The sequence below is a fragment of the Variovorax monticola genome, assembly GCF_051216855.1.
GTDB lineage: Bacteria > Pseudomonadota > Gammaproteobacteria > Burkholderiales > Burkholderiaceae_C > Variovorax.
On record NZ_JBPJZP010000004.1, the window covers coordinates 361,026 to 385,319 of the forward strand.

The window sequence follows — 24,294 nt, forward strand, 5'->3', positions numbered from 1 at the left end:
CGGTATCGCTGGCGTTGTTCCTTGCCGAACGAAATTCCGGCGGCACCTGTATCCGCCGGAAAACACTACCTGTAGTGGCTTGTAGGGTGCCGACACCCCAGATATAGTGTCTTCCGTCCGGTCATCCACACCGGCGCGACGCCGACCCAGGCATCGCCGACCAACAAGAATTGCCAACCGAGAGGAAGCGAATGCAAACAGCCCTGAACCCCCAATCGACCCCCCGCGCCGTTCCCTCGACGCCGCCGCAGCAGCAACGCGACACCGCCGGCTCGCACACGAGCGAGAACCTCGCGCACTACCAGATCATTCGCCGCAACGGCGCGGTCGTGCCCTTCGAGCCGAACAAGATCGCCATCGCGATGATGAAAGCCTTCCTGGCCGTGCACGGCACCCAGGGCGCGGCTTCGGCCAGCGTGCGCGAAACGGTCGACACCCTCACCCAGGCGGTCATTCGCGCCATGGTGCGTTCGCGTCCGGGTGGCGGCACCTTCCACATCGAGGACGTGCAGGACCAGGTCGAGCTCGGCCTGATGCGCGGCGGCCACCACGAAATCGCGCGTGCCTACGTGCTGTACCGCGAACGCCGCACGCAGGAGCGTTCCAAGCAAAGCGAGCATGAAATGCCGGCCCAGCAGACGCTGCACGTGCTGGACAACGGCGAGCGCGTCGAGCTCGACCTGAACCAGCTCAAGGGCCTGATCGAATCTGCCTGCGAGAACCTGGGCGACAGCATCACCGCCGCGCCGATCCAGGCCGAGACGATGCGCAACCTGTACGACGGCGTGCCGCTCGACGAGGTCTACAAGGCGTCCATCCTGGCGGCCCGCACGCTGATCGAGAAAGACCCCGACTACACCTTCGCCACCGCGCGCCTGCTGCTGCACACGATCTTCAAGGAGATCATCGGCCGCGAAGTGATGCCGGCCGACCGTGCCACCGCCTACGCCGACTACTTTCCGCACTTCATCAAGAAGGGCGTGGACAACGAGCTGCTCGACGAGAAGCTGCTGCAGTACGACCTGCCGCGCCTGGGCGCCGCCCTGAAGGCCGAGCGCGACAACCAGTTCGACTACCTCGGCCTGCAGACGCTGTACGACCGCTACTTCCTGCATGTGCGCAAGTCGCGCATCGAGCTGCCGCAAGCCTTCTTCATGCGCGTGGCCATGGGCCTGTCGCTCGGCGAGATCGACCGTGAAGCGCGCGCCATCGAGTTCTACGAGGTGCTGTCGTCGTTCGACTTCATGTCGAGCACGCCCACCCTGTTCAACGCCGGCACGCTGCGCTCGCAGCTCTCCAGCTGCTACCTGACCACCGTGCCCGACGACCTGGACGGCATCTACGAGTCGATCAAGGAAAACGCGCTGCTCTCGAAGTTCGCGGGCGGCCTGGGCAACGACTGGACCCGCGTGCGCGCGCTGGGCAGCCACATCAAGGGCACCAACGGCGAATCGCAAGGCGTGGTGCCTTTCCTGAAGGTGGTGAACGACACCGCCGTGGCCGTGAACCAGGGCGGCAAGCGCAAGGGCGCCGTCTGCACGTACCTGGAAACCTGGCACCTCGACATCGAGGAGTTCCTGGAGCTGCGCAAGAACACCGGCGACGACCGCCGCCGCACGCACGACATGAACACGGCCAACTGGATCCCCGACCTGTTCATGCGCCGCGTGATGGAAAAGGGCACCTGGACGCTGTTCTCGCCCTCCAACGTGCCTGACCTGCACGACCTGTTCGGCGCCGACTTCGAAAAGGCGTACGTCGCCTACGAAGAGAAGGCCGCCCGCGGCGAGATCAAGCCCGCGCGCACGCTGCAGGCCTCGGACCTGTGGCGCAAGATGCTCACGATGCTGTTCGAGACCGGCCACCCCTGGATCACGTTCAAGGACGCCTGCAACGTGCGCTCGCCGCAGCAGCACGCCGGCGTGGTGCACTCGTCGAACCTGTGCACCGAGATCACGCTGAACACCAGCGACACCGAAACCGCGGTGTGCAACCTGGGTTCGGTGAACCTGCTGCAGCATCTGAAGGACGGCAAGGTCGACCAGGAAAAGCTGAAGAAGACGATCTCCACGGCGATGCGCATGCTCGACAACGTGATCGACATCAACTACTACGCCGTGAAGAAGGCGCGCGACTCGAACCTGCGCCACCGTCCGGTCGGCCTGGGCCTGATGGGCTTCCAGGACGCGCTGTACGAACTGCGCATTCCGTACGCCTCGCAGGAAGCCGTGCAGTTCGCCGACGAGTCGATGGAAGCCATCTGCTACCACGCCTACTCGGCATCGGCCGACCTGGCACGCGAGCGCGGCAAGTACTCGAGCTACAAGGGCTCGCTGTGGGACAAGGGCATCCTGCCGATCGACACGCTCGACCTGCTCGAAAAAGCACGCGGCGGCTACGTCGAGGTCGACCGTTCGTCCACGCTCGACTGGGATGCGCTGCGCCAGAAGATCAAGGCGCAGGGCATGCGCAACTCCAACTGCGTGGCCATCGCACCCACGGCGACCATCTCGAACATCATCGGCGTGGACGCCTCGATCGAACCCTGCTTCGGCAACCTGTCGGTCAAGTCGAACCTGTCGGGCGAGTTCACGGTGATCAACCACTACCTGGTGCGCGACCTGAAGCGCCTGGGCCTGTGGGACGACGTGATGGTCATGGACCTGAAGCACTTCGACGGTTCGCTGCGTCCGATCGACCGCGTGCCGCAAGACATCAAGGCGCTCTACGCCACCGCGTTCGAAGTGGAAACCACCTGGCTGGTCGAAGCCGCCTCGCGTCGCCAGAAGTGGATCGACCAGGCGCAGTCGCTGAACATCTACATGGCCGGCGCATCGGGCAAGAAGCTCGACGACACGTACAAGCTCGCATGGCTGCGCGGCCTGAAGACCACGTACTACCTGCGCACGCAGAGCGCGACGCACGCTGAAAAGTCGACGGTGCAATCGGGCCGTCTCAACGCGGTGTCGTCGGGCAACGACGCACCCTCGGGCATGAGCGCACTCGAAGCCGCCGCGGCTGCCGCGAAGGCACAGATGAGCGCGATGCCCGCCACCGACATCGCGTTCTGCGGTGTGGACGATCCGACCTGCGAAGCCTGCCAGTGATGTGCAAGTGAAGCGTCGCGCGATGCATTCGAAATGCACGCGACGCTTCAGTGAAATCGGTGAGGTGCATGCGAAAGACGCGCGACGTTCACTCAATGGCGGCATTGACTGACATCGCGCGATGCATGCGAGCAACATAACAACCACATAAATGGCGTGCGATGTGAACGAGCACTTTGCAACTCACATCGTTACTCCGATAATTTGAGCATTGGATTTTTCTATGTTGACCTGGGACGAAGAAGTCAAGCCCTCCTTATCAAAGGATATGCAACAAGGATTGCAGCACCACAACGCATCGACCCTCGGCTCGTCCGCAGGTCGTTCCGTGGATGCTCCGACTTCGTCGATTGCACAACCTGCAGCGCGCTCGTTCGATGACGGCGCCGCGCCGTTGCGTTCGGTTGCCGCCGCGGCAACACCCGCTGTCGCCCAACGCGTCAAGGCTTCCGACAAGCGCATCATCAACGGCCAGACCGACGTCAACCAACTGGTGCCGTTCAAGTACAAGTGGGCCTGGGAAAAGTACCTCGCCACCTGCGCCAACCACTGGATGCCGCAGGAAGTGAACATGACGCGCGACATCGCGTTGTGGAAAGACCCGAACGGCCTGACCGAAGACGAACGCCGCATCGTCAAGCGCAACCTCGGCTTCTTCGTGACCGCCGATTCGCTGGCCGCCAACAACATCGTGCTGGGCACCTACCGCCACATCACGGCCCCCGAATGCCGCCAGTTCCTGCTGCGCCAGGCCTTCGAGGAAGCCATCCACACGCACGCGTACCAGTACATCGTCGAGTCGCTCGGCCTGGACGAGAGCGAGATCTTCAACGCCTACAACGAAGTGCAGTCGATCCGCGAGAAGGATCAGTTCCTGCTCCCGTTCATCGACGCCATCAGCGACCCCCACTTCAAGACCGGCACGCACGAGACCGACCAGACGCTGCTCAAGTCGCTCATCGTGTTCGCCTGCCTGATGGAAGGCCTGTTCTTCTACGTCGGGTTCACGCAAATCCTTGCGCTGGGCCGCCAGAACAAGATGACCGGCGCCGCCGAGCAGTACCAGTACATCCTGCGCGACGAGTCGATGCACTGCAACTTCGGCATCGACCTGATCAACCAGCTCAAGCTCGAGAACCCCGGCCTCTGGACTGCAGAGTTCAAGGCCGAGATCAAGGACCTCTTCATGAAGGCCGTCGAGCTCGAGTACAAATACGCCGAAGACACGATGCCGCGTGGCGTTCTCGGCATGAACGCCTCCATGTTCAAGGGCTACCTGCGGTACATCGCCAATCGGCGTGCACAGCAGATCGGCCTCGAAACGCTCTTCCCGAACGAGGAAAACCCGTTTCCCTGGATGAGCGAAATGATTGACCTGAAGAAAGAACGCAACTTTTTCGAGACGCGCGTGATCGAGTACCAATCGGGCGGCGCGCTCTCGTGGGATTGAACCTTTCGACAAGAATGAGTGAATTCAAGAATTGCCCTTGCCACCGACTGCGCCAAAGAGCGCGGCATGGATGAGGGCTCAGGTGTTCATGGTGCTGGAGCTCAGATTCCAACGCCATGAATCACTTCACGCTACCCAACGTGCGTGGAGTGCTTCAATAGGTTGATTTTTTTCAACTTGATCAAGGAGAAATAGAAATGGCAACTGCAAAGAAAGCGCCGACCAAGAAGGTCGCTGCAAAGAAGGCTCCGGCAAAGAAGGTCGTGGCTGCTAAGAAGGCTCCGGCCAAGAAGGTAGCCGCCAAGAAGGCAGCACCGGCCAAGAAGGTCGCTGCGAAGAAGGTAGCCGCCAAGAAGGCAGCGCCGGCGAAGAAGGTTGCGGCCAAGAAGGCAGCACCGGCCAAGAAGGCCGCCGCCAAGAAGGCGCCTGCGAAGAAGGTAGCCGCCAAGAAGGCAGCACCGGCCAAGAAGGCCGCTGCGAAGAAGGCTCCGGCGAAGAAGGCCGCTGCCAAGAAGGCGCCTGCGAAGAAGGCTGCTGCGAAGAAGGCTCCGGCGAAAAAGGCTGCGGCCAAGAAAGCCGCGAAAAAGCCCGCTGCCGCCAAGCCTGCCGCTGCTGCTGCTGCTGCAAAGCCTGCGCCTGCCGCCAAGAAGCCTGCTGCAAAGAAGGCTCCCAAGGCAGCAGCGCCCGCCAAGGCAGCTGCCGTAGCGCCCGCTCCCGCGGCGCAAACGACGCTGAACCCTCAGGCAGCCTGGCCGTTCCCCACTGCCAGCAAGCCCTGAGTTTTCTCAGCGGCCTAGACGGCGCAAAGCCCGGCACCTCACGGTGTCGGGCTTTTTTCATGGGCGCTCGATGAACGAGCGCAGGCCGGAGAACCGGCGCGGGAAGGTGACGCTCAGAGGCCCAGGGCCTTGCGATCGATCTCGTAGTTCTGCGGGCCACGTTGTGCGATCTTGATCGCGCCGACCTTGTTGCCCAGCGCCGCGCACTGCGCCAACGACCAGCCCTTTTCCAGGCCGAACAGCAGCGCGCCGCGCCATGCGTCGCCGCAGCCCGTGGGCTCGACCACCTCGGTCGCCACCACGCCGGGCACATGCTTGCGCTCGCCGTTGACCCACACCTCGCAGCCCTCGCCCGCCAGCGTGACCACCAGGCCGCGCACGCGCTGCGAGATCTCGGCCAGGCTCCAGCCGGTACGCTGCGAGAGCATCTTGCCTTCGTAGTCGTTCACCACCACCCAGCTCGCGAGCTCGACGAAATGGCGCAGCGCCTCGCCGTCGAACATCGGCAGGCCCTGGCCCGGATCGAACACGAAGGGGATCTTCGCCGCGGCGAACTGCTCCGCGTGCTGCAGCATCGCGTCGCGGCCGTCGGGCGCGATGATGCCGAGCTTGATGTCGTCGCGCGCGCTCACCTTCGTGATGTGCGCCTGCTGCATCGCGCCGGGGTGGAAGGCGGTGATCTGGTTGTTGTCGACGTCGCTCATGATCATCGCCTGCGCGGTGTAGGTGTCGTCGAGCTGGCGCACGAACCCGGTATCGATGCCCAGCGTGCGCAGGCGCTCCACGTACGAGGCGCCGTCGTTGCCGAGCGTGGCCATGGGCAATGCCGTGCCACCCAGCGCGTTGAGGCTGTAGGCGATGTTGCCGGCGCAGCCACCGAAGTCACGCCGCAGCGTCGGCACCAGAAACGACACGTTGAGGATGTGCAGCTGGTCCGGAAGGATCTGGTCGGCGAACCGGCCCTCGAAAGTCATGATGGTGTCGAACGCGAGAGAACCGCAAATCACTGCTGCCATGGGTGAACCGTTAGTTGAAGGTAGATGAATGAAGGACGAGAACGGGACGCATGAAAGTACCCCGCTCAGGGATAGAAGGCTTCGACGCGGTAGCCCGCGATGGGCGGCAAGGCCGCGGCCTCCGAGGCCGACAGGCTCAGGGGCAACGAGGCCGCGCGGTCGGTGCGCGCCTGCAGCACCGCCGGTGCGCCGTAGTCGGCGGGCATCAGCACGCGGCGCACCACGGCACGCTCCTGCGTGTCGAGCAGCGAGAGTTCGACGGCCGGCATGGCCAGCGGCACGGTGGCACCGTTGCGCAGGGTGAAGCTCAGCCGGTAGTCGTTGACGCCGGTCTTCTCGCGCGCGAAGGCCGCGCCTTCGATCACGATGTCGCCGATCTGGCGCAGCGCCGCGAGTTCGCAGCCGGTGTACTGGCACAGCACGGCGAGCACGGCACGCAGGTTGGGCTGGCGCGCGGCAATGCCGTCGCGGTTGTGGCGCAACACCTGCGCGGCGAGCAGCAGCACGGCAAGCAACGCCAGCACGATCAGCAGCATGCGCACGCCCGTGCGGTGCCAGAAGCCCGGTGGGGTGTGGGCGTGTCCGTCCTCGTCGGCAAGGGGATGACCCACCGGCGGCTCGAAGGCCGAAGACAGCGAATAGTCAGGCTCGCTCGCCACCTGCACCACCGCCCCATCGGTGGACTTGGCAGCCTTGGCGGCTGCGCGCTCATCCCGTGCCTTGGCGCCCGCGATCTTGGCCGACTTGGTGCGGGCGCGGCGCAGCGCCTTCTGCATCTGCACCTGGTCGTGGTCTTTTTCTTCCTGCTCGCGCTCCCCTTCCCCGTCGTCGCTTGCGCGCTCGATGAGGGCACGCGCCTTGATGCGGGACACGACCGGCAATGGCGGCGCGGGCGGGCGCGAGGCGGGTGGCGGCGACGCGAGGTTCAGGTCGATGTTCGGAAACGGTGGCAGCGTGCTCGCCGGCGGCTTCCACGCAGGCTCGGTGACATCGAGGTCGGACCAGGGCTCGTCTGCGGCGATGCCGTGGTCGGGCAATGCGAGGGAGAAGGCGGGAGGCGTTGCGGACTCGATGGACTCGGGAACCGGCACCGGCACCGGCGCTGGCGGCGTGTGCTCCGCACGAGATGGCAGTTCGAGCTCTTCATCGAAGAAGTCTGCGTCCTCCGGTTGCGGCGCAGGCGCCTGGAGGTCAGGCTCGGGCTCGGGTTCGGGCGCCGGTGGCGGGGGGACTTCAGGCACCACCGGCACCTGGGCCTTGGGTTCACCCGAAGGATCGACCAACCCGGGCATGTAGCCGCCCTGCACCGGCGGCGGTGCGCCATCGGGTGCCTCGTGCAGGTCGAGCGTGGCGTCGAACACATGGCTGCATCGGCCGCAGCGCACCCACCCGTCGGAGATGCGAAGCTGGTCGCGCACCACCTTGAAGGTGGTGGTGCAGGCGGGGCAGCGCGTGACGAGGCTCATGACCGGGCGATTGTAGGGTTGGGCCCTCGCCGCCTGAGGGATGCGACGCGGCGCGAACCACCGGCCGCGCGCTCCATCCGCAACTCAGCAGCGCGCAGTCATGAGGATCCAGCCGTCCTCGGTGTCGCTGACCTCGAGCGCGGCGTACGGCGCGTAGGCTTCTTTCAGTTCGTCGGCCTGGCGCGCGAGGATGCCGGCCAGCACCAGCGATCCGCCGGTCTTCACATGGCTGCGCAGCAGCGGTGCCAGCACCTTGAGCGGCGTGGCCAGGATGTTGGCGAGCACGGTGTCGTACGCGCCCTTGGCGGCTTCAGGCAGCCCGGCCTTCAATTGCACCGCGTTGGCCTCGGCGTTGAGCACGGTCGAGGAAACCGCGGCTTCGTCGATGTCGACAGCGTCGATGTCGGTGGCGCCGAACTTGGCCGCGCCGATCGCGAGGATGCCGGAGCCGCAGCCATAGTCGAGCACGCGCTGGTTGCCGAGCGCGCCCTGTGTCGCGATCCAGCGCAGGCACATGCGCGTGGTGGGATGCGTGCCGGTGCCGAAGGCCAGGCCCGGGTCGAGCCGGATCACCTGCTTCGCCTGCGCGGGCGGTTCGTGCCAAGTGGGCACGATCCAGAACTCGGGCGTGATCTCGACCGGCGCGAACTGCGATTGCGTGAGCCGCACCCAGTCCTGTTCGGGCACGGACGCGATGCCCAGCACCTCGCAGCCTTCGAAGAAGTCCTGCAGCGCGAGCACCGACGCAGCCTCTTTCGCGAGCGCTTCGTCGGCGAACAGCGCGATCACGCGCGAACGCTGCCAGCCCTCCTTGGGCGGGGGCATGCCGGGCTCGCCGAACAACGCCTGCTCGGCGTCGGTCTGCGCGTCGGCGTCTTCCACCGAAACGCTCAACGCGTCGAGTGCGTCGAGCGCATCGCTGAGCGTTTCGACCCGGTCTTCCGGCGCCATCAGGCGGAGTTCAAACATCGCGGCGCTCCCGGGTCAGCGCTTGTGCGCAGCCAGCCACTCTTCGAGGTAGTGGATGTTGGTGCCGCCGGTCATGAACTTGGAGTCGACCATCAGTTCGCGGTGCAGCGGAATGTTGGTCTGGATGCCTTCGATCACGGTCTCGTTCAGCGCCGTGCGCATGCGGGCCATGGCCTGCTCGCGCGTGTCGCCGTAGACGATGATCTTGCCGATCATCGAGTCGTAGTTCGGCGGCACGAAGTAGTTGGTGTACGCGTGCGAATCGACGCGCACGCCCGGGCCGCCAGGCGGATGCCACATGGTGATGCGGCCCGGCGACGGCGTGAACTTCCACGCGTCTTCGGCGTTGATGCGAACTTCGATGGCATGGCCACGCATCTCGATCTGGCGCTGGGTGAACGGCAGCTTTTCGCCGGCCGCGACCATGATCTGCGTCTTGACGATGTCGATGCCGGTGGTGAACTCGGTCACCGGATGCTCCACCTGCACGCGCGTGTTCATCTCGATGAAGTAGAACTCGCCGTTTTCGTAGAGGAACTCAAAGGTGCCGGCGCCGCGGTAACCGATCTTCTTGCAGGCCGCCGCGCAACGCTCGCCGATCTTCTCGATCAGCTTGCGCGGAATGCCCGGCGCGGGCGATTCCTCGATCACCTTCTGGTGGCGGCGCTGCATGGAGCAGTCGCGCTCGCCCAGGTAGACCGCGTTCTTGTGCTTGTCCGCGAGGATCTGGATCTCGATGTGGCGCGGGTTCTGGAGGTACTTCTCCATGTACACGGCCGAATTGCTGAAGGCCGCGCCGGCTTCCGCCTTGGTCATCTGGATCGCATTGACCAGCGCCGCCTCGGTGTGCACCACGCGCATGCCGCGGCCACCGCCGCCGCCTGCCGCCTTGATGATGACCGGGTAGCCAATGGCACGCGCAATGCGCTTGTTGGTGGCAGCGTCGTCCGAGAGCTCACCTTCCGAGCCCGGCACGCAGGGCACGCCGGCCTTGATCATGGACTGCTTGGCCGACACCTTGTCGCCCATCGTGCGGATGTTGTCGGGCGTCGGGCCGATGAACTGGAAACCGCTCTGCTCCACGCGCTCGGCGAAGTTCGCGTTCTCGCTCAGGAAGCCGTAGCCCGGGTGAATGGCCTCGGCGTCCGTCACTTCGGCCGCCGAAATGATCGCCGGCATGTTGAGGTAGCTCAGCGCCGACGGGGCCGGGCCGATGCACACGGCCTCCTCGGCGAGCTTGACGTACTTGGCGTCGCGATCGGCTTCGGAATAGACCATGACGGCCTTGATGCCCATCTCGCTGCAGGCACGCTGAATCCGGAGGGCAATCTCCCCCCGGTTTGCAACCAGGATCTTCTTGAACATGGTCACTCGATGATGAACAGCGGCTGGCCGTATTCGACCGCCTGCCCGTTTTCGCCGAGGATCTGGGTGACCGTGCCGGACTTGTCGGCCTCGATTTCATTGAGGATCTTCATCGCTTCGATGATGCAGATCGTGTCGCCCTCGTTGACCTTGCTGCCGATCTCGACGAATGCGGCAGCGCCTGGGCTCGACGAACGGTAGAAAGTGCCGACCATTGGCGACTTCACCGCGTGGCCCGCCGGTGCGGCTTCGACCGCGGGTGCGGCGGCCACGCCGGCCGCGGCCGGTGCGGCGGCGGCTTGAGGCGCCGCCAGGGTTTGAACGTACTGCACCGGTGCGGCGCCGCCGCCCTTGACGATGCGGACTTTGCCTTCGGTCTCGGTGATTTCCAGTTCGGAAATATTCGATTCGGACACCAGGTCGATCAGTGTCTTGAGTTTGCGCAGGTCCATGGGACTCCAGTGCCGGCTTGGCCGGTCTTCAGGATATAACTTGTTCGAAAATCGTTGATTTTCGGCGTTTGGCGTCTAACGCCAGCGGAAGGGGGCTGATTCTAACCATGAACAAGTTCACGCCGCCAAGTGTCCAGGTCGGACGGTTCGAGCTTGCCCATTTTACGAGCTGCCACCGAGCCACTTCCATTCAGGACCAGGGTGAAGGGTAAGCCACCGCCGGTGTTGCCGAGATTCTTGACCAGTTCCGTGCCCTGCAGGCCCGCGAGCCCGGTCGGATAGGTGACCGGCGTACGCTGCAGGAACTTGCGCACGGCGCTAGGCTGATCGATGGCCAATCCAACCACTTGCCAGCCGTTGCCGCCATGTTCGCGAAAAAAAGCATCGATCATCGGCATTTCCTCGACGCAGGGCGGGCACCACGTAGCCCAGAAGTTGAGCAGCAGGGGCTTGCCCCGCAAGCTCGACATCGCCAAGTCGCCGCCCTCCGGTCGCTCGAAGCTTTGCGCCCAGAAAGCCGCATCGAGCATCTCACCACCCGCGCCGCTTCCGCGGTCCTTCCACCAAGCGCCAGCGAGCCCGGCGGCCGCAGCCGCTGCCGCCACGCCGGCATAGAGCATGCCGCGACGGGTAGGCGAAGAAGTCATTCACTGGTCCTTTTCTTGTTCAATCAGTCGGCGCAACGCCGCCAGATCGCCGCGCGGCGTGCGCCCATTGGCGTCAGGCTTCAGGGCCCCGCGCAGGTCGTCAAAGTCGTAGACCAGCAGGTGCACGCCGATTTCCTCGCCGAGCGCACGGCTCGGGGCGTGCACGCTCAAGGCCTCTACCTGCTCGCCATGGAAACCGGTCACCATGCGCGGCTCGTAATCCACGTGGTGATCGATCAGGGCGATTTCGGCGGACTTGGAATCGTCGCAGAACAACTGAATATAAATGTCCGACAAACGGGTGGCCGTGCCGTGCCACACGGCGCCGCCCACATGCGGGCGGAACACCGCCATGCGCTCCATCCATTCGAGCGCCAGCATGCGCAATGCATGCAATTCCCGCGGTTGGGTGTCGGCACAGAACAGCTCGATGTACTCACGCACCTCGGCCTCGACTTCGTCGTTGTTCGGCAGCGCCGTGCGCGCCGACAGCCCCAGGTCACGCAGTGCCCGGCGCTTGGCCGGACCGTATTCCAGTCCCTCCTCGACGACGAGGCGGGCTGCAGTGGCGGCAATTTCACGCTTTGACGTGTCCATCGGGGCATTTTGCCCGCTGAAGACATCCTTCACATGAACATCAGTACGAAGCACGGGACAAACGCGCGCCGGCTCGCCTGGACGCGCAGGTCGCGTCCCTAGAATCGCCCGATGCACATTCATATTCTGGGTATCTGCGGCACATTCATGGGCGGCGTGGCCGCCCTGGCGCGTGAAGCAGGCCACCGGGTCACGGGCTGCGACGCCGGCGTGTACCCGCCCATGAGCGACCAGCTGCGCGCCCTGGGCATCGACCTGATCGAGGGCTTCGGCCCAGACCAGCTCTCCCTTTCACCCGACATGTTCGTGGTCGGCAACGTGGTGTCCCGCGCGCGCCTGCCCGACGGCAGCCCCAAGTTCCCGCTGATGGAGGCCATCCTGGATGCCGGGAAGCCCTACACCAGCGGCCCGCAGTGGCTGGCAGAGCATGTGCTGTTCGGCCGCCACGTGCTGGCGGTGGCCGGCACGCACGGCAAGACGACGACCACGTCGATGCTGGCCTGGGTCATGGAGCAAGGGGGCAAGGCCCCGGGGTTCCTGGTGGGCGGCGTGCCGCTCGACTTCGGCGTTTCGGCGCGGCTGGGCGACGGGCCGGCCTTCGTCATAGAGGCGGACGAGTACGACACGGCCTTCTTCGACAAGCGCAGCAAGTTCGTGCACTACCGGCCGCGTACCGCCGTGTTGAACAACCTCGAGTTCGATCACGCAGACATCTTCGACGACCTTGCCGCCATCGAACGCCAGTTTCATCACCTTGTGCGCACGGTGCCGAGCACGGGAAGACTGGTGGTGAATGCGACCGAAGACAGCCTGGAGCGCGTGCTGGCGCAGGGCTGCTGGAGCGAACTGGCACGCTTCGGCGCTGCCAGCCCGAACGCGCAATGGCAGGCGCGGGGCGCGCATGACGCCTTCGACGTGCTGCATCGCGGCGAGGTGGTCGGGCGGGTTGAATGGGAACTCTCGGGCCTGCACAACCAGATGAACGCCCTGGCAGCCATCGCCGCGGCCGAGCATGTCGGCGTGCCGCCGGCCGATGCGGCGCGCGCGCTGGGCAGCTTTCGCAACGTGAGACGCCGCATGGAAACGCGTGGCACGGTGGAGCGCGCGGGCGGTGCCATCACGGTGTACGACGACTTCGCGCACCATCCGACCGCCATTCGCACCACGCTCGACGGACTGCGCGCCAAGCTGGACGCCGCCGGCAAGCAAAGTGAGCGCATCCTCGCGGCCTTCGAGCCGCGCAGCAACACGATGAAGCTGGGCGTCATGGCGGCGCAGCTGCCCTGGAGTCTGGAATCCGCCGACCTGTCGTTCTGCCATACGGCCGGGCTCGACTGGGACGCTGCCGCGGCGCTCGCGCCGATGGGCGATCGGGCGCAAGCAGCGGGTGCCATAGAGCCGCTGGTCCGGCAGGTCGTGGCCGCAGCGCGGCCGGGCGATCACATCGTCTGCATGAGCAACGGCGGCTTCGGCGGTGTGCACGACAAACTGCTTGCGGCGCTGCGCGCGACGGCGGCATCATGAGCGCCATGCCCGTCCCACGCGCACGCGAGCTGATCGACACCCTGAAGCTGCAGCCCCATCCCGAGGGCGGCTGGTACAGCGAAGTTTTCCGTTCGGCCACAAGCGTCACACCCACCGACGGCCGCGCAACGCGCAGCGCGCTGACCAGCATCTACTTCCTGCTCGAGGCAGGCCAGCATTCGCGCTGGCACCGGGTACTGTCCGACGAGGTCTGGGTCCATCTGGAAGGCGTGCCGCTGGCACTGTGGACCTGCGACGCCGCGATGCGCACCGCGCCGGCCCATGTGCGGCTTGGCCCTGTCGATGCCCACGGCACCCGCCCTCAGCACGTGGTGCCAGCCGGCCAGTGGCAGGCCGCCCAGCCGATCCAGGGCCACACCGCCGGCGACTACACGCTGGTCGCCTGCATGGTCGGGCCGGGCTTCGACTTCGCCGATTTCTCCCTGGTGCCGCCCGACAGCGACGAGGCTGCGTCGATGCGGCACCACTGGCCCGACCTGGCCGGGATGCTCTAGAAGCCTGCCTCGGCGCCGGTCAGCCCCGGCGCCGCTTGACGGCCTGCGAGAGCGTGTCGAGCACCTGCGCCGAATCGTCCCAGCCGATGCACGCATCGGTGATGCTCTTGCCGTACTCGAGACCCGACAGCTCGTCCTTGCCCGGCGTGAACTTCTGCGCGCCGGCCTGCAGGTGGCTTTCGACCATGACCCCGAACACGCGTTTCGAGCCGCCGGCGATCTGCGCGGCGATGTCCGCGGCCACCTCGATCTGCTTCTGGTGCTGCTTGGAACTGTTGGCGTGACTGCAGTCGACCATCAGCGTGGGCGGCAGCTTGGCGGCTTCGAGGTCCTTGCAGGCGGCTTCGACGCTGGCCGCGTCGTAGTTGGGCGCCCTGCCGCCGCGCAGGATCACGTGGCAGTCGGGGTTGCCGTTGGTCTGCACGATGGCGACCTGGCCGTTCTTGTGCACCGACAGGAAGTGATGCCCGCGCGCCGCCGCCTGGATGGCGTCGGTGGCAATGCGGATGTTGCCGTCGGTGCCGTTCTTGAAACCGATGGGGGCCGACAGGCCTGAGGCCAGTTCACGGTGCACCTGGCTTTCGGTGGTGCGCGCGCCGATGGCGCCCCAGGAAATCAGGTCGCCGATGTACTGCGGCGAGATCACGTCGAGGAACTCGCTGCCCGCCGGCAGGCCCAGGCGGTTGATGTCGATCAGCAATTGGCGCGCGATGCGCAGGCCTTCGTCGATGCGGAAGCTCTCATCGAGGTACGGGTCGTTGATGAGCCCCTTCCAGCCGACCGTGGTGCGCGGCTTCTCGAAGTACACGCGCATGACGATTTCGAGCGTGCCGGCGTACTTCTCGCGCTCGACCTTCAGGCGGCGGGCGTATTCGAGCGCCGCGGCCGGGTCGTGGATGGAGCACGGCCCCATGATCACCAGCAACCGATCGTCCTTGCCCGCCATGATGTTGTGGATGCTGCGGCGCGTGCCTTCGATCAGCGTCTCGACGGGCGTGCCGCGGATCGGGAAGAAGCGGATCAGATGTTCGGGAGGGGGGAGCACGTTGATGTCCTTGATGCGTTCGTCGTCGGTCTTGCTGGTTTTTTCGACGCTCGCATACCAGCTGTCGCTGGCGGGGGCAGTGTTCGTGCTCATGGTTTCGGTTCCTTGTTGGTGTGAATATCGTCAGGGCATAAAAAAACCGCCGGGGGCTTGAGAGCCACCGGCGGTTTTGGGAGGGTGTTCGTTTGCTTTACGCGCTCGCCTCTCGTCCGCCGGAAACCGGGAACCAAAAGTAGGCAAAGAAATAAGAGCGCAGGGCGTGCATGTGGGCGGAATGTAGCACGGAAAAAGAAAGTCCGGCTCAGAGGCCGGGCGATCGTTGTTTTTACCGGTAACCCGATTCGTTGGCGTTGTGAATGACCCAGATCAGGTTGCCGCCGGAGTAGTCGCCCATGCCGCCGCCCGCGAAGATGAGGCGGCCCTGGCCCTTGTAGGACATCTCGAACCGGTGGCGGTCGCTGCCGAAATAGAACGGAATGAACGCCTTGCCGGTCACATAGGCGCCCTGGTCGGTCGGCTGGCCTGCAAGGTCGGTAACCTGCCTGGCGCTCATGCCGATCTGCAGCTTCGTGAACTTGCTGTTGCGCGCGGGGTTGCCGGTGATCTCGCCTTCGTAGCCGTTCAGGCCCTTGACGGTGCGGCCGCTCCCAGCCTCGATCTTCGACGAGTCGACCACGTTGCCCTGGGCGTCCATGCCGGCCTTCGGGCCACCACGCGCGGGTGCGGCAGGGGCCGCAGCGGACGCTGCCGCAGGCTCGCTGCCACCGGAACCGCCGCGCGATGCGCAACCCGCGCCCATCAATGCCACCACGGCAGTCACGGCCAGCAATGCCGCGGACGAATTGATCCTGATCCTCATCGGAACGCTCCTTGTTTGAAAAACGACGGAGCGCAGCTTAACAAGGCCGGGCAGGCGCTCAGGCGGTGCCGCCCACCGTCAAACCATCGATGCGCAGGGTGGGTTGGCCCACGCCCACAGGCACGCTCTGGCCTTCCTTGCCGCAAGTGCCCACGCCCGAGTCGAGCGCCATGTCGTCGCCGATCATGGTCACGCGGGTCAGCGCGTCGGGGCCGTTGCCCACGATGGTCGCGCCCTTGACCGGGTACTGGATCTTGCCGTTCTCGACCCAGTAAGCCTCGCTGGCCGAGAACACGAACTTGCCGCTGGTGATGTCGACCTGCCCACCGCCGAAGTTGGTGGCGTACAGGCCCTTCTTGATGCTGGCGACGATTTCCTCGGGGTCCTTGTCGCCGCCGAGCATGTAGGTGTTTGTCATGCGCGGCATCGGCACGTGCGCGTAGCTCTCGCGGCGACCGTTGCCGGTGGGCTTGACCTTCATGAGGCGCGCGTTCATCGAGTCCTGGATGTAGCCCTTGAGGATGCCGTCTTCGATGAGCACGTTGCGCTGGCTGGCGTTGCCCTCGTCGTCCACGTTGAGCGAGCCGCGGCGGTCGGCGATGGTGCCGTCGTCGAGCACGGTGACACCCTTGGCCGCCACGCGCTGGCCGATGCGGCCCGAGAAAGCGCTCGAACCCTTGCGGTTGAAATCGCCCTCCAGCCCGTGGCCGATGGCCTCGTGCAGCAGGATGCCGGGCCAGCCGGAGCCGAGCACCACGGTCATTTCGCCGGCCGGGGCCGGGCGGGCGTCGAGGTTGGTCAGGGCCGCTTTCACGGCGTGGTCGACGTACTCAGCGATCTGCTCGTCGTTGAAATAAGCCAGGCCGAAGCGCCCGCCGCCGCCGCCGGAGCCGACTTCGCGGCGGCCGTTCTGCTCGGCAATGACCGTGACCGACAGGCGCACCAGCGGGCGAACGTCGGCGGCCAACGTGCCGTCGGCGCGCGCCACGAGCACCACGTCGTACTCGCTCGCCAGGCCGGCCATGACCTGCGCCACGCGCGGGTCGCGCGAACGGGCCAGCTTTTCGACCTTCTCGAGCAGCTTCACCTTGGCCGTGCTGTCGAGCGTGGAAATGGGGTCGACCCCGTCGTAGAGCGACCGGCTCGAGGCGATCTTGCGGGCCGGCGTCTTCACGCGGCCGGTGCGCCCGGCGGAGGAAATGGAGCGCACCGTGCGGGCCGCATCGAGCAGCGAAGCCTCGGAAATGTCGTCCGAGTAGGCGAAGGCGGTTTTCTCGCCGCTGACCGCGCGCACGCCGACGCCCTGGTCGATGCTGAAGCTGCCGGTCTTGACGATGCCCTCTTCGAGGCTCCAGCCTTCGCTGCGCGTGTATTGGAAGTAAAGGTCGGCGTCGTCCACCTTGTGGGAGGCGATCTCGGCCAGGGCCTTGCTCAGGTGCGATTCGTCGAGGCCGAACGGCGTGAGGAGCAGTTGTTGCGCCGTGGCGAGGCGCTCGATGGTGGGTTCGCGAGAGATCATCCCGACATTCTAGGCAGCCACCCTCTTCCGCGCAGCCCCAAAGGGCACTCGGCGCGCCAACGCTAGTTCTGCGCCAGCTTCCTCGCCCGGGCGATCGACATCAGGATGCCCAGCCCCAGCCCCAGCGTCACCATGGCCGTGCCGCCATAGCTGATGAACGGCAGCGGCACGCCCACCACCGGCAGGATGCCGCTCACCATGCCCATGTTCACGAAGGCGTAGGTGAAGAAGATCATGGTCACGGCGCCCGCCAGCAGGCGCGAGAACAGCGTCGTGGCGTTGGCCGCGATGGTCAGCCCGCGGAAGATCAGCAGGATGAAGGACGCGATCAGCGCCAGGTTGCCCACCAGCCCGAACTCTTCGGAGTAGGCGGCGAAGATGAAGTCGGTGGTGCGCTCGGGAATGAATTCGAGGTGCGTCTGCGTGCCCTGCATGAAGCCCTTGCCGCCCACGCCGCCCGAACCGATGGCGATCATCCCCTGGATGATGTGGAAGCCCTTGCCCAACGGGTCCTTGCTCGGGTCGAGCAGCGTGCACACGCGCTGCTTCTGGTAATCGTGCAGCACCCGCCAGTCGACGCCGTCGGCGCACAGCTGCGGCTCGAAGCCCACGATCAGCGCGACGGCCACCGCGCCGAGCAACACCGGCGGCACGATCAGCTTCCAGGGCAGCCCGGCGAAGAAGATCACCGCCATGCCGGCCGCCAGCACCAGCAGCGAGGTGCCCAGGTCGGGCTGCTTCATGATGAGGCCGACCGGCACCGCCAGCAGCACCGTGGCCACAACGAAGTCGAGCGGGCGCAGCTGCCCTTCACGCCGCTGGAACCACCACGCCAGCATCAGCGGCATGGCGATCTTCAGGATTTCGCTGGGCTGGATCACCACGCCCAGGTTGATCCAGCGCTGCGCGCCTTTCTTGGTGATGCCGAACAGCGCCACCGCCACCAGCAGCGCCACGCCCATCGAATAGAGCGGCACGGCGGCCACCATCAGGCGCTGCGGCGGCACCTGCGCCACCACGAACATGATGAAGCCGGCCAGCAGCATGTTGCGGCCGTGGTCGATGAAACGGGAGCCGTGGTCGTACCCTGAGGAATACATGGTCAGCAAGCCGGCGAAGGCGAGCAGCAGCACGGCGAAGGCCAGAAAGCCGTCGAAGCCCTGGAAGATGGGCGCGATGCGACGCGCCAGGGAGGGCTGATTGAACACGGCAGACATGGGGGAAGATTATCCGCGCCCCGCCGGACTACTCAATCGAAAGTGAGTTGAACGACCGTGCGCCCCGGTCGGCTTTCGACCGCCAGGCTGGCGCCGATGGCCCCCGCGCGCTCCGACAGCGCCCGCGGCGCACGCGCGGCGTCGAAGCCCTTGCCGTTGTCGATCACGCGCAACAGCAGCGTGCCGCCCTGCATGGCGGCCTCGATGCGCAGCACGCTGGCCTGGGCGTGCTGCAGCACGTTCGAGATCGCCTCGAACAGCAGGAACTGAAGCTGTCGCATGGCCTGCGCATCGAGCCGCACCACCGGCACCAGCTCGTCCACCGCCCATTCGAGCTCGATGCCCGCCGCCGCCAGCCGGGGCTCCAGCCGGTAGCGCGCCGCTGCCAGCAGGGCACCCACGTCGCCCGGGGGCAGGTGGATGGAGTCGATCGACAGCTTGAGCTGGTCGAGCGAATCGCGCAGCGTGCGCAGCAGGTCGCCTGAACTGGTCTGGCCCGACTGCAGTTGCCGGATGGCCGAGCTGATGTGCGAACCCACGCCGTCGTGCATGTCGCGCAGGATGCGTTCGCGCTCGTGGGTGCGCGCCTGGTCGCGCGCCACTGTCTCTAGCTCCGCGTAGGTGGCCGCCAGTTCACGCTCGCGTTGTGCCACGCGGTCGCCCAGCGCGGTGACCCAGCCGCGCGTCTGGACCGTTGCGGCATGAAAGCGCCGCAGCACGATGAGCAGCAGCGCCACGCCGAAGAACACCGACGAATAGCGCACCCACGTGGTTTCGCCATAGGCGTCGCTCAGCCGGATCACGAGCCAGTCGCGCACGCCGAACGCCACCGACACCAGCGCCGCACCGGCCACCAGCCACTGCTCGGTGCGCGGCCGGCGCGCCGTGGCCACCAGGAACGCGCCCACGAAGCCCGCGACGAACACGATCTCCACGGCGAGCCAGCCGGTGAGCCACAGCGGCTCCTCGCGATGCAGCGCCAGCGAACTCGCCGCCACGGTGCCGGCCACCACCGCGAACACAGGCCAGCGCAGCCAACGCAGGCGCGGGTCGCGAGCCCATCCCGAGAGGTGAAAGCAGAACATCATGGCCGAGGCGGTCCAGCCCGCGTAGCAGGCGGCCATGAGCACGCCCCAGACACCCCAGGGCAGAGGCGGCTCGGGGATCACGCCATCGGCCACGCGCACCGCCCAGCAGAACTCGGCCAATGCGGCCCACAGGTAGATGCCGTCGCGCCGGCTTCCCCCGTTGCCCCGGGCGTCCACCTGCGTGAGCCAAAGCCCCAGCGCGATGCCACCCACGACCAGGCTGAAAGCGGTCAGCAGCACCGAGCCGGTGAAGCGCCATGCGTAGGCGCTCTCGAAAAGTTCGGTGCGCACCGGTGCCGCCGGGCCGATCACCACGCGCGACAGGCCCGCGCGACGGGCGGTGTCGGCGCGCAGCCGGATCTGCAGGAGGTTGTCGCCCTGCTTGAGAAGCCGCCCGGGCACGGGCACGTAGAGGGGCGCCTTGGCATAGTCGGCGTCGTTGCCGCGCTCCAGGTCGCCATAGACCTGCAGCAGCGCGCCATTGAGCTGCACCTCGAAGACATTGCCGACGCGCGGAATGAAGATGCCCCACGGCGTCTGCGGCGCGGCGTCGAGGCTGAACGGCAGGTCGAACCGCGCAAAGCCCGGGCGCCCTTGGTGCAGGCGGTCCCAGTGGTACGACAACTCGACCGGCTCGGTGCGCATCACGCCGTCGACCACGGTGGTCACGGTGCCGCGACGCAGTTCGACGGGCACCTCTGCCGCCGCCGCTGTTGCTGTCGCGGCGCACGCACCACCGGCCACGAGCAACGCCAGCCACAGCACCAGCAGCGACACCAGCCTCGGCCGCATCTGGCGTCAGCCCGGGTGGGACAGCAGGCCGAGCCGCGTCGCTTCGAACACCGCCTCGCTCTTGGAGTGCACCGCGAGCTTGCCGTAGAGGTTCTTGATGTGGGTCTGCACCGTGTGCACGCTCAGGCCCTTGAGCCGTGCGATTTCCGCATAGGAGAAGCCGCGTGCGATGAGCGTGAGCACCTCGTGCTCGCGCGCCGACAGCAAGCCGCGGTCGGACTCCTCGGCAACCGCCTCGAGGGCGGCGCCCGCCACGGCGCCGGATGCGCCAGGCAAGGCGGCCGATTGCAGGCTGCGGTACTTGGCCAGCACGCGCCGCGCGATCATGGGCGAGATCGGCGAGGCGCCGGCCTTCATCTCCACGATGGTCTGCGCGATGTCCTCCGGCGCGGCGTCCTTGTGGATGTAGCCGACGGCACCGGCCTCGATGCTCGCGAGCACGTTCTCCTCGTCGCCGAAGACCGACACCACCAGCGGCTCGCAGCCGGGAAAGCGCGCCACGGCATCGCGGATCACGTCCAGGCCGGTGCCGTCGGGCATGCCGAGGTCGACCAGCAGCACATCGGGAATCGTGGTGGTGTGGGCCAGCCAGGCCAGCGCCTCCTGCACCGTGCCGGCACTGCCGAGCCAGTAGAGCCGCGGGCTGCGTTGCACGCTGGCTTCGAAGAATGCGCGCGCACGACTGTCGTCTTCGACAACGAGCACGCCCCAGCGGCGTGGCATGGCGTCGTGCTGAGTCTCGGTGTTCATGGGCACAAGCATAAGCCGCGCGGTGCACCGCACATCCCGGCGAGCCTCACCCGTTCATGGGATGCGCGCAACAACCGTCGCCGTGACACTTGCGCCGCTTTCAGCGGCGTGAACAGCGCAATGGCACACCCTCGGGTGCCAGGCTTCACGCAGACGAAGTAGCCCGAACGTAGACCAATTCAAGCTTCCATGGCTGCGCTCTGAATACTTTTGAATTCCTTGCACGCAGCACACCCGGCAAGGGTGCACGCAGGATGCCCGAGCACCCCTGGCAACGGTAAGCTGTGTCTTTACCGAAGAACCCTGCACGGCAGGGTTTTTGTACGTTGGAAGCGGCCTCGCGAGATCAGACCTCATGCAAAATTACCCGCTTCCGGCAAGTGGGGTGCAACGTCGGCACCCACCGTTCTTTCCTCGCATGGATCCGCAAACCACTCACCTGTTGTACCTGCACGGCTTTCGCTCTTCGCCCCGTTCGACCAAGGCTCGAATCATGGCCGAGCGCGTGGCGCAACGCCACCCGGACCTGCAGTGGTGGTGCCCGCAACTGCCGCCGTCGCCGCATGACGCGATCGACATGGTGATGAAGGGCATCGCGCACTGGCCGCGCAAGTCGATGGCGGTGGTCGGCTCGTCGCTCGGCGGTTTCTACGCCACCTACGTGGCAGGCATGACGCGCTGCCGCGCCGTGCTGCTCAACCCCGCGGTGCATCCGGCGCGCGACCTCACGCGCTACATCGGCGACCAGACGGTGTGGCACGACCCGTCCGAGCACTTCTACTTCCGCGCCGAGTACATCCACGAGCTGCGCGCGATGGAAGTCGGCCAGCTCACTCGGCCCGAGCGCGTGTTCGCCATCATCGCCAAGGGCGACGAGGCGCTCGACTGGCACGAGATGTCGGCGCGCTACCCCGACAGCAACATCAAGCTGCTCGAAGGCAGCGACCACGCCCTGTCGGATTTCGATAAAGGCCATCTCGACGATGTGATGGCGTTCATCAACCCCGTCTGAACACGGCGGGCCGGGCGGCGCCCTCCTGCGTGGGAGAATCCCGCCCATGTTTGTATTGTTTGAAGAAGCCGGCAAGTACCTCGGTGGCCGCGTACTGTCGGAGGCCGAAGCGTCGGCGCAGGTCGAGCTCGACACGGGCAAGCGTGTCAAGGTCAAGAGCGCCAACATCGTGCTTCGGTTCGAGAAACCGTCGCCCGCCGACCTGATCGCCGAGGCGCGCACCCTCGCCGCCACCATGGACCTCGACCTCGCCTGGGAATTCGCGGCCGAGGGGGAATTCGGCTTTGCCGACCTCGCGGCCGACTACTTCAGCGACAAGCCCACGCTCGCGCAGCAGGCCGCGGCATTGTTCGCGCTGTTCGAGGCGCCGCACTATTTCCGCCGCGCGGGCAAGGGGCGTTTCAAGAAAGCGCCGGCCGAGATCGTGCAGCAGGCGCTGGCCGCCATCGAGAAGAAGAAGCTCGTGCAGGCGCAGATCGTCGAATGGGCCGGGCAGTTGGCCGAGGGCGTGTGCCCGCCGCCGATCCGCGAACAGCTCTTCAAGATCCTGTTCAAGCCCGACAAGAACGCCCCCGAATACAAGGCCGTGGTCGACGCCTCGCGCGCCACGCAACGCGCGCCGCTCGACCTGCTGGAACGCGCCGGAGCCATCGACTCGCCCTACCAGTTCCACTGGCGCCGCTTCCTGTTCGAGAACTTCCCCAAGGGCACCGGCTTCCCCGCGCTCGCGGCGCCGGCCATCGTGGACGACCTGCCCGTGGCCGCCGGCGTGCAGGCCTTCTCGATCGACGATTCGCAGACCACCGAAATCGACGATGCGCTGTCGGTGCAGGGTCTGGGCAGCGGCACCGTCACCGTAGGCATCCACATCGCGGCGCCGGCCCTGGCGCTCACGCCCGGCGGCGCCATCGACAACGTGGCGCGTGCGCGCATGTCGACGGTCTACATGCCCGGCTACAAGATCACGATGCTGCCCGACGAGGTGGTCGACACCTACACGCTGCTCGAAGGCGGCGACCGCCCGGCCGTGTCGCTCTATGCGCGTTTCGACGAAGCCACGCTCGAGTTGCAGGGCACCGAAACCAGGCTGGAGCGCGTGCCCATCGTGGCCAACCTGCGGCACGACCAGCTCGACGCCGTCGTCACGCAGCCCTGGCTCGAAGACGCGTCTTTCCAGAGCGACAACACGCCCGACGCTGCGGCCAACCTGCGCGCCCCGCTCTCCTTCCTGTTCCGCCTGGCGAAGCAGCTGAAGGCGCAGCGCGAAGTGGTGCGTGGCAAGCCCGAGAACTTCAACCGGCCCGACTACAACTTCCGCCTCGTGGGCAACGACGGCAAGGAGCCTGTCGGCAGCGAGCAGGTGCAGATCAGCACGCGCCAGCGCGGCGCGCCGCTCGACCTGATCGTGTCCGAGGCCATGATCCTGGCCAACAGCACCTGGGGCAGCTGGCTGGGCGAACTCGGCGTGCCAGGCCTCTACCGCAGCCAGGCCAGCCTGGCGCCCGGCATCAAGGTGCGCATGGGCACGCGCGCGCTGCCGCATGCGGGCCTGGGCGTGAAGAGCTACGCCTGGAGCACCTCGCCCCTGCGCCGCTACACCGACCTGGTGAACCAGTGGCAGATCATCGCGGCCGCGCGCCATGGCAAGACCGCCGCGCTGGCCGCGCCGTTCAAGCCGAAGGACGCCGACCTGTTCTCGATCCTCTCGGGTTTCGACGCGGCCTATGCGACCTACAACGCCTACCAGGGCGGCATGGAGCGCTTCTGGACGCTGAAGTACCTGCAGCAGCAGGGCATCACCGAGCTGGAAGCCACCGTCATCAAGGACCTGCCCAACGGCGCGCTGGTGCGTGCCGAGGCGCTGCCGCTGGTGTTCCCCGTGGCCGGCCAGCAGGAGCGCGGCGCGCGCCTGCGCGTGAAGCTCGGCGAAATCGACGAGATTGCGCTCGACGTCACCGGCACGGTGCTCGAACGCCTCGACACGCCTCGAACCGACGCAGCCGATGCGGCCGCCGGCGAAGAGGGTGACGACGACGAAGTGGTCGCTGGCCCGATCGCCATTGCCGTCGACCTGACAGACAACGAGGCCGCGCCCGAAAACACGCCTGCATGAACGCCGGCGGAC

General features: G+C 66.3%; 20 protein-coding genes. 7 read left to right on the forward strand and 13 right to left on the reverse strand.

Features of this window, described 5'->3' with window-relative positions; all coding sequences use genetic code 11:
• Nucleotides 1–191 precede the first annotated feature (191 nt).
• From ACSFA5_RS16285 to ACSFA5_RS16295, 3 genes are all read left to right on the forward strand, one after another.
• Nucleotides 192–3,107, forward strand: a complete 2,916-nt coding sequence (locus tag ACSFA5_RS16285) for a ribonucleoside-diphosphate reductase subunit alpha (RefSeq protein ID WP_435445075.1) — start codon at nt 192–194, stop codon at nt 3,105–3,107.
• A gap of 223 nt (nt 3,108–3,330) precedes the next feature.
• On the forward strand, nt 3,331–4,557 hold the full coding sequence (locus tag ACSFA5_RS16290) for a ribonucleotide-diphosphate reductase subunit beta (RefSeq protein ID WP_435445076.1): 1,227 nt from the start codon (nt 3,331–3,333) through the stop codon (nt 4,555–4,557).
• 197 nt (nt 4,558–4,754) lie between these two features.
• Complete coding sequence (locus ACSFA5_RS16295; protein WP_435445077.1) at nt 4,755–5,336, forward strand: histone H1-like DNA-binding protein; 582 nt, start codon at nt 4,755–4,757, stop codon at nt 5,334–5,336.
• Between the two features lie 113 nt (nt 5,337–5,449).
• On the opposite strand, the gene ACSFA5_RS16300 is transcribed toward ACSFA5_RS16295, so the two are convergent.
• The 7 genes from ACSFA5_RS16300 to ACSFA5_RS16330 form a co-directional block, all read right to left on the reverse strand.
• Complete coding sequence (locus ACSFA5_RS16300) at nt 5,450–6,352, reverse strand: carbohydrate kinase family protein (RefSeq protein ID WP_435445078.1); 903 nt, start codon at nt 6,350–6,352, stop codon at nt 5,450–5,452.
• 65 nt (nt 6,353–6,417) lie between these two features.
• Nucleotides 6,418–7,818 carry a zinc-ribbon and DUF3426 domain-containing protein gene (locus ACSFA5_RS16305; protein ID WP_435445079.1) on the reverse strand — a complete coding sequence of 467 codons (1,401 nt, stop codon included), beginning with the start codon at nt 7,816–7,818 and terminating at the stop codon, nt 6,418–6,420.
• 84 nt (nt 7,819–7,902) lie between these two features.
• The gene (gene prmA, locus ACSFA5_RS16310; protein ID WP_435445080.1) at nt 7,903–8,787 is read right to left on the reverse strand and encodes a 50S ribosomal protein L11 methyltransferase; all 885 of its coding nucleotides are present in this window, start codon (nt 8,785–8,787) and stop codon (nt 7,903–7,905) included.
• A 15-nt stretch (nt 8,788–8,802) separates the two neighbouring features.
• Entirely contained in the window at nt 8,803–10,152 is a 1,350-nt protein-coding gene (gene accC / locus ACSFA5_RS16315; protein WP_435445081.1) for an acetyl-CoA carboxylase biotin carboxylase subunit, read from the reverse strand.
• A gap of 2 nt (nt 10,153–10,154) precedes the next feature.
• Complete coding sequence (gene accB, locus ACSFA5_RS16320; RefSeq protein WP_435445082.1) at nt 10,155–10,604, reverse strand: acetyl-CoA carboxylase biotin carboxyl carrier protein; 450 nt, start codon at nt 10,602–10,604, stop codon at nt 10,155–10,157.
• A gap of 101 nt (nt 10,605–10,705) precedes the next feature.
• Nucleotides 10,706–11,251: a TlpA family protein disulfide reductase gene (locus ACSFA5_RS16325; protein ID WP_435445083.1), complete on the reverse strand. Its 546-nt coding sequence runs from the start codon at nt 11,249–11,251 to the stop codon at nt 10,706–10,708.
• Nucleotides 11,252–11,848, reverse strand: coding sequence for a hypothetical protein (locus ACSFA5_RS16330; protein WP_435445084.1), 597 nt, complete (start codon nt 11,846–11,848; stop codon nt 11,252–11,254).
• Between the two features lie 111 nt (nt 11,849–11,959).
• Between ACSFA5_RS16330 and mpl the strand changes: the two genes are divergently transcribed.
• Entirely contained in the window at nt 11,960–13,372 is a 1,413-nt protein-coding gene (gene mpl / locus ACSFA5_RS16335; protein WP_435445085.1) for a UDP-N-acetylmuramate:L-alanyl-gamma-D-glutamyl-meso-diaminopimelate ligase, read from the forward strand.
• Nucleotides 13,373–13,377: 5 nt separating this feature from the next.
• Entirely contained in the window at nt 13,378–13,887 is a 510-nt protein-coding gene (locus ACSFA5_RS16340) for a cupin domain-containing protein (protein WP_435445357.1), read from the forward strand.
• A gap of 19 nt (nt 13,888–13,906) precedes the next feature.
• On the opposite strand, the gene ACSFA5_RS16345 is transcribed toward ACSFA5_RS16340, so the two are convergent.
• The 6 genes from ACSFA5_RS16345 to ACSFA5_RS16370 form a co-directional block, all read right to left on the reverse strand.
• The gene (locus ACSFA5_RS16345; RefSeq protein ID WP_435445086.1) at nt 13,907–15,025 is read right to left on the reverse strand and encodes a 3-deoxy-7-phosphoheptulonate synthase; all 1,119 of its coding nucleotides are present in this window, start codon (nt 15,023–15,025) and stop codon (nt 13,907–13,909) included.
• Between the two features lie 232 nt (nt 15,026–15,257).
• Nucleotides 15,258–15,791 (reverse strand): hypothetical protein, encoded by a 534-nt coding sequence (locus ACSFA5_RS16350; protein ID WP_435445087.1) that lies wholly within the window; start codon nt 15,789–15,791, stop codon nt 15,258–15,260.
• Nucleotides 15,792–15,849: 58 nt separating this feature from the next.
• The gene (gene tldD, locus ACSFA5_RS16355; protein WP_435445088.1) at nt 15,850–17,310 is read right to left on the reverse strand and encodes a metalloprotease TldD; all 1,461 of its coding nucleotides are present in this window, start codon (nt 17,308–17,310) and stop codon (nt 15,850–15,852) included.
• 62 nt (nt 17,311–17,372) lie between these two features.
• Nucleotides 17,373–18,527 carry a rod shape-determining protein RodA gene (rodA, locus tag ACSFA5_RS16360; protein WP_435445089.1) on the reverse strand — a complete coding sequence of 385 codons (1,155 nt, stop codon included), beginning with the start codon at nt 18,525–18,527 and terminating at the stop codon, nt 17,373–17,375.
• A 32-nt stretch (nt 18,528–18,559) separates the two neighbouring features.
• The gene (locus ACSFA5_RS16365) at nt 18,560–20,407 is read right to left on the reverse strand and encodes a sensor histidine kinase (protein ID WP_435445090.1); all 1,848 of its coding nucleotides are present in this window, start codon (nt 20,405–20,407) and stop codon (nt 18,560–18,562) included.
• Nucleotides 20,408–20,413: 6 nt separating this feature from the next.
• Nucleotides 20,414–21,169 carry a response regulator gene (locus ACSFA5_RS16370; protein ID WP_435445091.1) on the reverse strand — a complete coding sequence of 252 codons (756 nt, stop codon included), beginning with the start codon at nt 21,167–21,169 and terminating at the stop codon, nt 20,414–20,416.
• A 406-nt stretch (nt 21,170–21,575) separates the two neighbouring features.
• On the opposite strand from ACSFA5_RS16370, the gene ACSFA5_RS16375 reads away from it, so the two are divergent.
• Both ACSFA5_RS16375 and ACSFA5_RS16380 read left to right on the forward strand, forming a co-directional pair.
• The gene (locus ACSFA5_RS16375; protein ID WP_435445092.1) at nt 21,576–22,169 is read left to right on the forward strand and encodes a YqiA/YcfP family alpha/beta fold hydrolase; all 594 of its coding nucleotides are present in this window, start codon (nt 21,576–21,578) and stop codon (nt 22,167–22,169) included.
• A gap of 46 nt (nt 22,170–22,215) precedes the next feature.
• Nucleotides 22,216–24,282 (forward strand): ribonuclease catalytic domain-containing protein, encoded by a 2,067-nt coding sequence (locus tag ACSFA5_RS16380; RefSeq protein ID WP_435445093.1) that lies wholly within the window; start codon nt 22,216–22,218, stop codon nt 24,280–24,282.
• Nucleotides 24,283–24,294: the final 12 nt, after the last annotated feature.